General features: G+C 54.4%; 6 protein-coding genes and 1 riboswitch. Of the genes, 3 read left to right on the forward strand and 3 right to left on the reverse strand.

Going from position 1 to position 5895, the window contains the following annotated elements; translation table 11 throughout:
• Positions 1 to 65: 65 nt before the first annotated feature.
• The 3 genes from R6T97_RS05505 to R6T97_RS05515 form a co-directional block, all read right to left on the reverse strand.
• Entirely contained in the window at positions 66 to 473 is a 408-nt protein-coding gene (locus R6T97_RS05505) for a DUF1636 family protein (RefSeq protein ID WP_410348296.1), read from the reverse strand.
• Between the two features lie 119 nt (positions 474 to 592).
• Positions 593 to 812: riboswitch (cobalamin riboswitch) on the reverse strand.
• Between the two features lie 99 nt (positions 813 to 911).
• Positions 912 to 1232, reverse strand: coding sequence for a hypothetical protein (locus tag R6T97_RS05510; RefSeq protein WP_410348297.1), 321 nt, complete (start codon positions 1230 to 1232; stop codon positions 912 to 914).
• A 152-nt stretch (positions 1233 to 1384) separates the two neighbouring features.
• Positions 1385 to 2995 (reverse strand): GMC family oxidoreductase, encoded by a 1611-nt coding sequence (locus tag R6T97_RS05515; protein WP_410348298.1) that lies wholly within the window; start codon positions 2993 to 2995, stop codon positions 1385 to 1387.
• Between the two features lie 90 nt (positions 2996 to 3085).
• Here R6T97_RS05515 and R6T97_RS05520 point away from each other — a divergent pair, with 90 nt between their 5' ends.
• The 3 genes from R6T97_RS05520 to R6T97_RS05530 form a co-directional block, all read left to right on the forward strand.
• Positions 3086 to 4318 carry a TRAP transporter substrate-binding protein gene (locus R6T97_RS05520; protein WP_410348299.1) on the forward strand — a complete coding sequence of 411 codons (1233 nt, stop codon included), beginning with the start codon at positions 3086 to 3088 and terminating at the stop codon, positions 4316 to 4318.
• A gap of 124 nt (positions 4319 to 4442) precedes the next feature.
• A complete protein-coding gene (locus tag R6T97_RS05525) occupies positions 4443 to 5111 on the forward strand; it encodes a TRAP transporter small permease (protein WP_410348300.1) in 669 nt (222 codons plus the stop codon).
• Positions 5111 to 5895: TRAP transporter large permease subunit (locus tag R6T97_RS05530; protein ID WP_410348301.1), on the forward strand; the 785-nt coding region annotated here is incomplete at its 3' end. The genes R6T97_RS05525 and R6T97_RS05530, both read left to right, overlap by 1 nt.

Here is a 5895-nt window from a genome sequence, read left to right on the forward strand (position 1 = left end):
CAGAACGGGCGCAGTTCGCTTGTGCGGCCGCCAGCTCACGTCTGAAACGCTCAGGTGCGCGCTGTTCATGATACCAGCGCCTTGTTGTCTTCCAGTGCGATCATTGCGGCTGGCACGCGCGCGAGCGTGGATTTGCGTAGCTTGCCGGGGCGGTCCACGGACGAACACCAGCCATCGTGCAGAATGGCATATTGCCGCGCGAAATCGACTAGATCTTCGATATCGTCTTGAGGTGTCATGTCGCCAAACAGATACGTGGCTTTTTGGGTGCCATGGTAGGCCACCGTGCAAGGCCTGTCGCAGCCCGCCATGCAAGCCACGCCGGAAATGGCAAAGTCGCCCGAAATGCTGTCGCCTGCTGCGGCAATCGCCTTGCGCAGTTTTTCGATCAGTTCATAGCCGGGACGGCAATCCGTTCCTTTATGCCTGCACGACGTGCAGACCGTAATACGATGTTGTGTTGTCCGGTCCATGTCGCCCTCCGCGATGACGCGGGGCGTGACAGGGGCATGTTTGTGTGGCCGATAGAGCCTTTTTCACCATCATGATCTCCGATCCGGACACCCCGCCCGGTTTGAGTTTCAGTTGGCGCAACGTCGCGCCTTTTGATGGCAGGTCTCCTGACTTCGCGGGTCGCTGCTTGCCCGATCCCTTCCCAAGCATGTCGCTCAGTGGTGATCATCGGGGTCGCTCGCCGCTCACAGTTGCGGGGGCAGTCACGGATTTGGCGCGCTTTGGCTCTTCCTCACCGTATTCCCTTTTCATCCCAAACGCATTTTCGGCGCATGAGAACCATCATGGATACTGTTTGCGATTCCGGGGAAGGGGTCAAGCGGGAAGTGGACGGTTTGTGGTGTCAGTCTGGGGTTGCAAAAAGGCCTGCGTGAGCCTTTGAGATTTTTCAGCAGTGGCTACAAGAGCAATTCGCTCAGGCCAAACTGCGCTCCGATGAGGCCGATGAAGATGCCCAGAGGCAGTCCAAAGAGCAGAACAAGGGGCTTTCGGGGTTTCTGGAGTTGTCTTGGCAAAGACCATCTTCCTGTCGAAATGAAATTGAACATCCGTTCCAGCAGCAAATAGAAGACGATGCCACACGCGACAACGGCAAGTGTCGTTACAATGCTGCCCCAAGCGCCCATGACGGCAAGTGCGAACAAGCTGTTGACGGCCAAGCCAACGAACACTCCCGCCGCTACGAGTGCCGACCAAAGGAACCAATCGAAGGTTTGCATTTTTTGACGCGCCCTCAACGGCATTTTCCTCCTAAAGCCAAATGACGGTCTTGTTGCCGTGACCCGTCAATCAATACCTGTGTGGTCCATCAAAACCCCTTGCCATGGGTTTACCGGTGTTGGATGCTTTATGACAGCGGACACGTGATATCTTATGCGTCTTCGAGGATCAAATCCGACGCCTTTTCCCCGATCATGATTGCCGGGGCATTTGTATTCCCCGACACGATCTCGGGCATGATAGAGCAATCCGCCACGCGCAGCCCCGCGATGCCGTGCACACGCAGCCGTTCATCGACCACGGCCTCTTTGCCCTGACCCATCTTGCAGGTGCCGGTCGGGTGATAGATCGACGCGGTATTGTTGCGGGCCCAATCAAGCGTGGCGTCATAGTCGTCCATCGGCAGGTCCGCGTGTGGCCGGAACTCTTCGCTGATCTTGGAGGTCAGCGGCGCGTGTCTCGCGATTTTGCGTGCGATATTCACGCCCGCCACGACGGTCCGGCAGTCCGTTTCGGCAGACAGATAGTTAGGTATGATCTTGGGATAGGCCTTCGGGTCATTCCCCCGCAACCTGATCTCGCCTTTGCTTTCCGGCCGCAACTGGCAGACCGACATCGTGAAGGCCGAGAACTTGTCGGCGCCTTTTCCGGGATTTTCCGCAGAGAGTGGTTGGACGTGGAACTGGATGTCAGGGGTTTCCATATCGTCGCGCGTCTTAAGGAAGCCGGTGGCAAGGCTGGCCGCCATCGTCATGGGACCTGCGCGGAACATCAGATACTTGAGGCCAATCTTGGCTTGCCCGAAAAGTGAACTCACTTCGTCATTCAGCGTGGGTTCGTTACATTTATAGACCAGACGGGCTTGCAAATGGTCCTGCATGTTCTTGCCGACGCCGGGCAGGTCCTTGATGACCTCTATCCCGTTTTCGGCAAGCTGTGATGATTCGCCGATCCCTGAAAGCATAAGCAGTTGCGGCGAGTTGATGGCACCACCTGATAGAACGATCTCTTTGCGTGCCTTGACCGTTTGCTTGTTTCCACTGCGATCCGTGTAGGTCACGCCAGTGGCGCGGTTGCCTTCGATGATGACTTTTTCGACCTGCGCATGGGTGATAATTTGCAGGTTCCCCCGAGATTTGACGGGGTTCAGGAAAGCCACCGCAGAACTGCACCGGCGCCCATTGCGCGAGGTGAGTTGGAAGAATCCGACGCCCTCTTGCGTCGCGCCGTTGTAATCGGGGTTGAATTTGTAGCCTGCCGCTTGTGCCGCCGCGACCCATGCATCGGTAATAGGGCGTTGAATGCGCATGTTGGAGACAGACAAAGGCCCCTCATTCCCATGAAATTCATCTGCGCCGCGTTCGTTTTTTTCTGACCGCTTGAACAACGGCAGAACATCGTCCCAGCCCCAGCCACTGTTCCCCATCTGACGCCAGCGATCATAGTCCTGCGGCTGACCGCGCACATAGAGGAGGCCATTCAGCGATGAAGAACCGCCAAGCACTTTACCGCGTGGCCATTCGATCGACCGTCCGTTCAGCCCCGGATCGGGTTCGGTCTTGTAGCACCAATCGACTTTTGGATTGTGGATCGTCTTGAAATACCCAACGGGGATGTGGATCCAAGGGTTATTGTCTTTTCCGCCGGCCTCTAACAGGATTACCTTATGAGCTGGATTTTCACTCAAACGGTTGGCAAGGACGCAGCCCGCAGACCCTGCACCAACGACGATAAAATCGGCTTCCACTGAATCGTTCTCCATTTATTTGAAAAAAGTCTATGCAGAACGATCAGACTATACTAGGGTTTTTTGAAACTATTAGTCTCAATAATCGACAACATGGGAGGAAACATGATGATTGGAGATAAACTGAGCCGTATTTCGCGGAGGGATCTGTTCAAGTTGGCAGGTCAATACGGGATGAGCTCTACACTGATGGCAGCGGGTACATTTGGCGGGGCGATGAGCCTTGCAAGCCTGGCATCTGCCGCCGAATCAACTTACGAGCGCCGCTTCGCCAAAGAGGCCAAATATAACCTCAAGTTCGGCGCTTCGGGCTTTAATGCACGCAACCTGCTGATCGAGCGTGCGGGCGCACTGGAATTTGCACGTGACCTGGAGGCACGTTCAGACGGCGAGATTCGGATCGAGTTTATTGGTGACAACCAGATCTGTGGTCAGACGTCCTGCGCAGAGAAGACGCAGCAGGGCATCGTGGATATCTTCGCCGGTTCGACACAGAACTCTGCCGGTACCGCACCATATCTGAACGTTCTGGACTATGCGTATATGTTCCGGAACCGTGCGGACCAGTACCATTTCTTGTATTCACCAGCGTCCATGCGGCTGCTGCGTGAACCATACGAAAAGCGCCATGGTCTGAAGTTCCTGTTCAGCCACGCTGAATTGCGCGGCATCCAGATGGGTATGAACTTTGAAGACAAGCCAACTGTGACATCTGTCGAAGAGCTTGCCGGAACAAAGAACCGCGTCACTGGTACGCAGCTTGGTCGCATCGCGATGGAAGCATTGAACCTGAACCCGGTTCCTGTTGCTTGGGAAGAAACACTCGACGGCCTCAAGCAGGGCCTCATCGACGGTGCTGAAACATGGGCGTCTGCCGTTGCTTACGCAAACATGGCACCGGTTGTATCCCAGTCGGTTCACCTGAACTTCTTCTGCGGTACAGAGCATACAGCAATGTCTGCCTCTGTGTTTGATGGCCTTGAAGGTTACTTGCAGGATGCGGTGATGGAATCAGCCTATTGGGCACAGACGCACGTGCAAACAGCCAACGAGGTTGCGCTGATCAACACTGTAGGTCAGTCTGATCCACAACTTCCGAACACGATATTTGCACAAAATAACGTGCGCAACGCGTTCCTGTCTCCTGAAGAGATCAAGAAAGCCGAAGAGATGTGTTCACCTGAATACCAGCCAGCACTCTGGGAAGAGTGGCGCGAGCGGCTTAACGGCTGGTCCGGTGGTCTGGATACGTATCAGGAAATCTATGATGAAGTCCGCACAATTGATGCGAACACGTTGCCTGAGAACGTTGAACCACGTCGTTGGTGGAAAGGCTAATTTGGCCCTTCTCTAACCCGTAAGTTAAGGGCCGGCCGAATTGGAGTTCGGTCGGCCCTTTTCATCACAAGAATAATATGGCTGCATGAATGCAGTATAGGGACGCATTAGGGGGGAGACCTAAATGTCGATAATCACTGAAGCAGTGGCCGTTGTTCCGGCCTTGTTCTCGGGCAGTTCGTGGGAGATGCGTCAGGCATTCGACAAAGATGGAATGTGGCTGTTCTGTTTTGTTTTCACGTTTCTAGGTGGCCTTGCTGCGCACTACTTCTACAAATTCTTTCCGTTCATGGAGCGTCATCTGGAACGGACAATTTCGGTTGTGATGTACCTGATCATCGCAGGCATCATCTGCTGGGGCGTGATTGACCGGTTTGTCTTTTCAAGCCAATGGTCCGGGTCGACGACGATCCCGCCTTTCCTGTTCATGGTCATGGCATGGTTTGCCTGTTCGTATAACGTGAAACTGCGGACACACCTGAGTTTCAGTGAATTCCGCTCAAAGATGCCGCCGTCCGGTCAGATGGCGACACTGACACTTGATGCGGTCCTTTGGTTCGGGTTCTGCTGGATTGCAATCACGACATCGCTGCGGTTTACCGCACTTTCCGCTGATAACTTCCAATTGGTCGATGGCGTTGATGACGTCATGAAATGGTGGTTCTACACAACAATACCCGTCGCTTTTACGCTCATGTCCGGTCGTGTGATCGGAAACTGGATTGAAGACTGGAATAACTACAAGTCTGGCGACCAGATCATCAAGCAAGCCGTCATCGGGGGAGACGTCTAATGGACGATAGTACATGGATTACACTTATCTCATTGGGCGTGACGTTGTTCTTCATGCTCGGAACACCGGTGCTTCTGGTCATTTTTTACTGGGTCATCGGCATCAGTTTTGTCATTGACCTGCCCTTGTCGAATACAGGCAACGAGCTGATCAACGTGTTCAGCAAGGGCTTTGCCTTGCTGGCGATGCCTCTCTTTATCCTTACCGGTGACCTGATCAACCAATCAGGGATTGCGCGACGATTGTCGGATTTCGCCTATTCGGTTCTGGGCTGGCTGCGCGGTGGTCTTGCCATGGCCTCGATCGCGGCCTGTGGTCTCTTTGCTGCGATCTCGGGGTCAAACTCGGCAACAACGGCGACGATCGGTTCGATGCTGCACCCCGAGATGGTCAAGGGCAACTATGATGAACGCTTCTCGGCAGCGACTGCTGCTGCAGGGGGTACGGTGGGGATCATCATTCCGCCTTCCATCATCTTCATCGTATATGGTTTCTTGCTGAACCTGCCGATCTCTGACCTGTTTGTTGCGGGTATCATTCCGGGGGCCTTGATGGTTCTGGGCATGATGACCGCAGCTTTCATTGTCTGTACGATCAACGGTTGGGGTGTTCTGATCGGCCTGTCGGTTTCGCGGATGATCAAGACAGGCATCGGCGCATGGTTGGGCTTCTTTGCTATCGGTCTGGTGCTTTGGGGCATCTACACAGGTAAGTTCTCGCCCACCGAGGCGGCTGGTGTGACTGTTGGTTTCTGTGTGTTCATTGGCCTCGTATCCTATCCACT

It is taken from the genome of Yoonia sp., assembly GCF_046498525.1.
Taxonomy (GTDB): domain Bacteria; phylum Pseudomonadota; class Alphaproteobacteria; order Rhodobacterales; family Rhodobacteraceae; genus Yoonia.

Bases quoted from the DNA above. Each gene is read 5' to 3' on its own strand.
- R6T97_RS05505 (WP_410348296.1), bottom strand. From the start codon at position 473: ATGGACCGGACAACACAACATCGTATTACGGTCTGCACGTCGTGCAGG.
- R6T97_RS05510 (WP_410348297.1), bottom strand. From the start codon at position 1,232: ATGCAAACCTTCGATTGGTTCCTTTGGTCGGCACTCGTAGCGGCGGGA.
- R6T97_RS05515 (WP_410348298.1), bottom strand. From the start codon at position 2,995: ATGGAGAACGATTCAGTGGAAGCCGATTTTATCGTCGTTGGTGCAGGG.
- R6T97_RS05520 (WP_410348299.1), top strand. From the start codon at position 3,086: ATGATGATTGGAGATAAACTGAGCCGTATTTCGCGGAGGGATCTGTTC.
- R6T97_RS05525 (WP_410348300.1), top strand. From the start codon at position 4,443: ATGTCGATAATCACTGAAGCAGTGGCCGTTGTTCCGGCCTTGTTCTCG.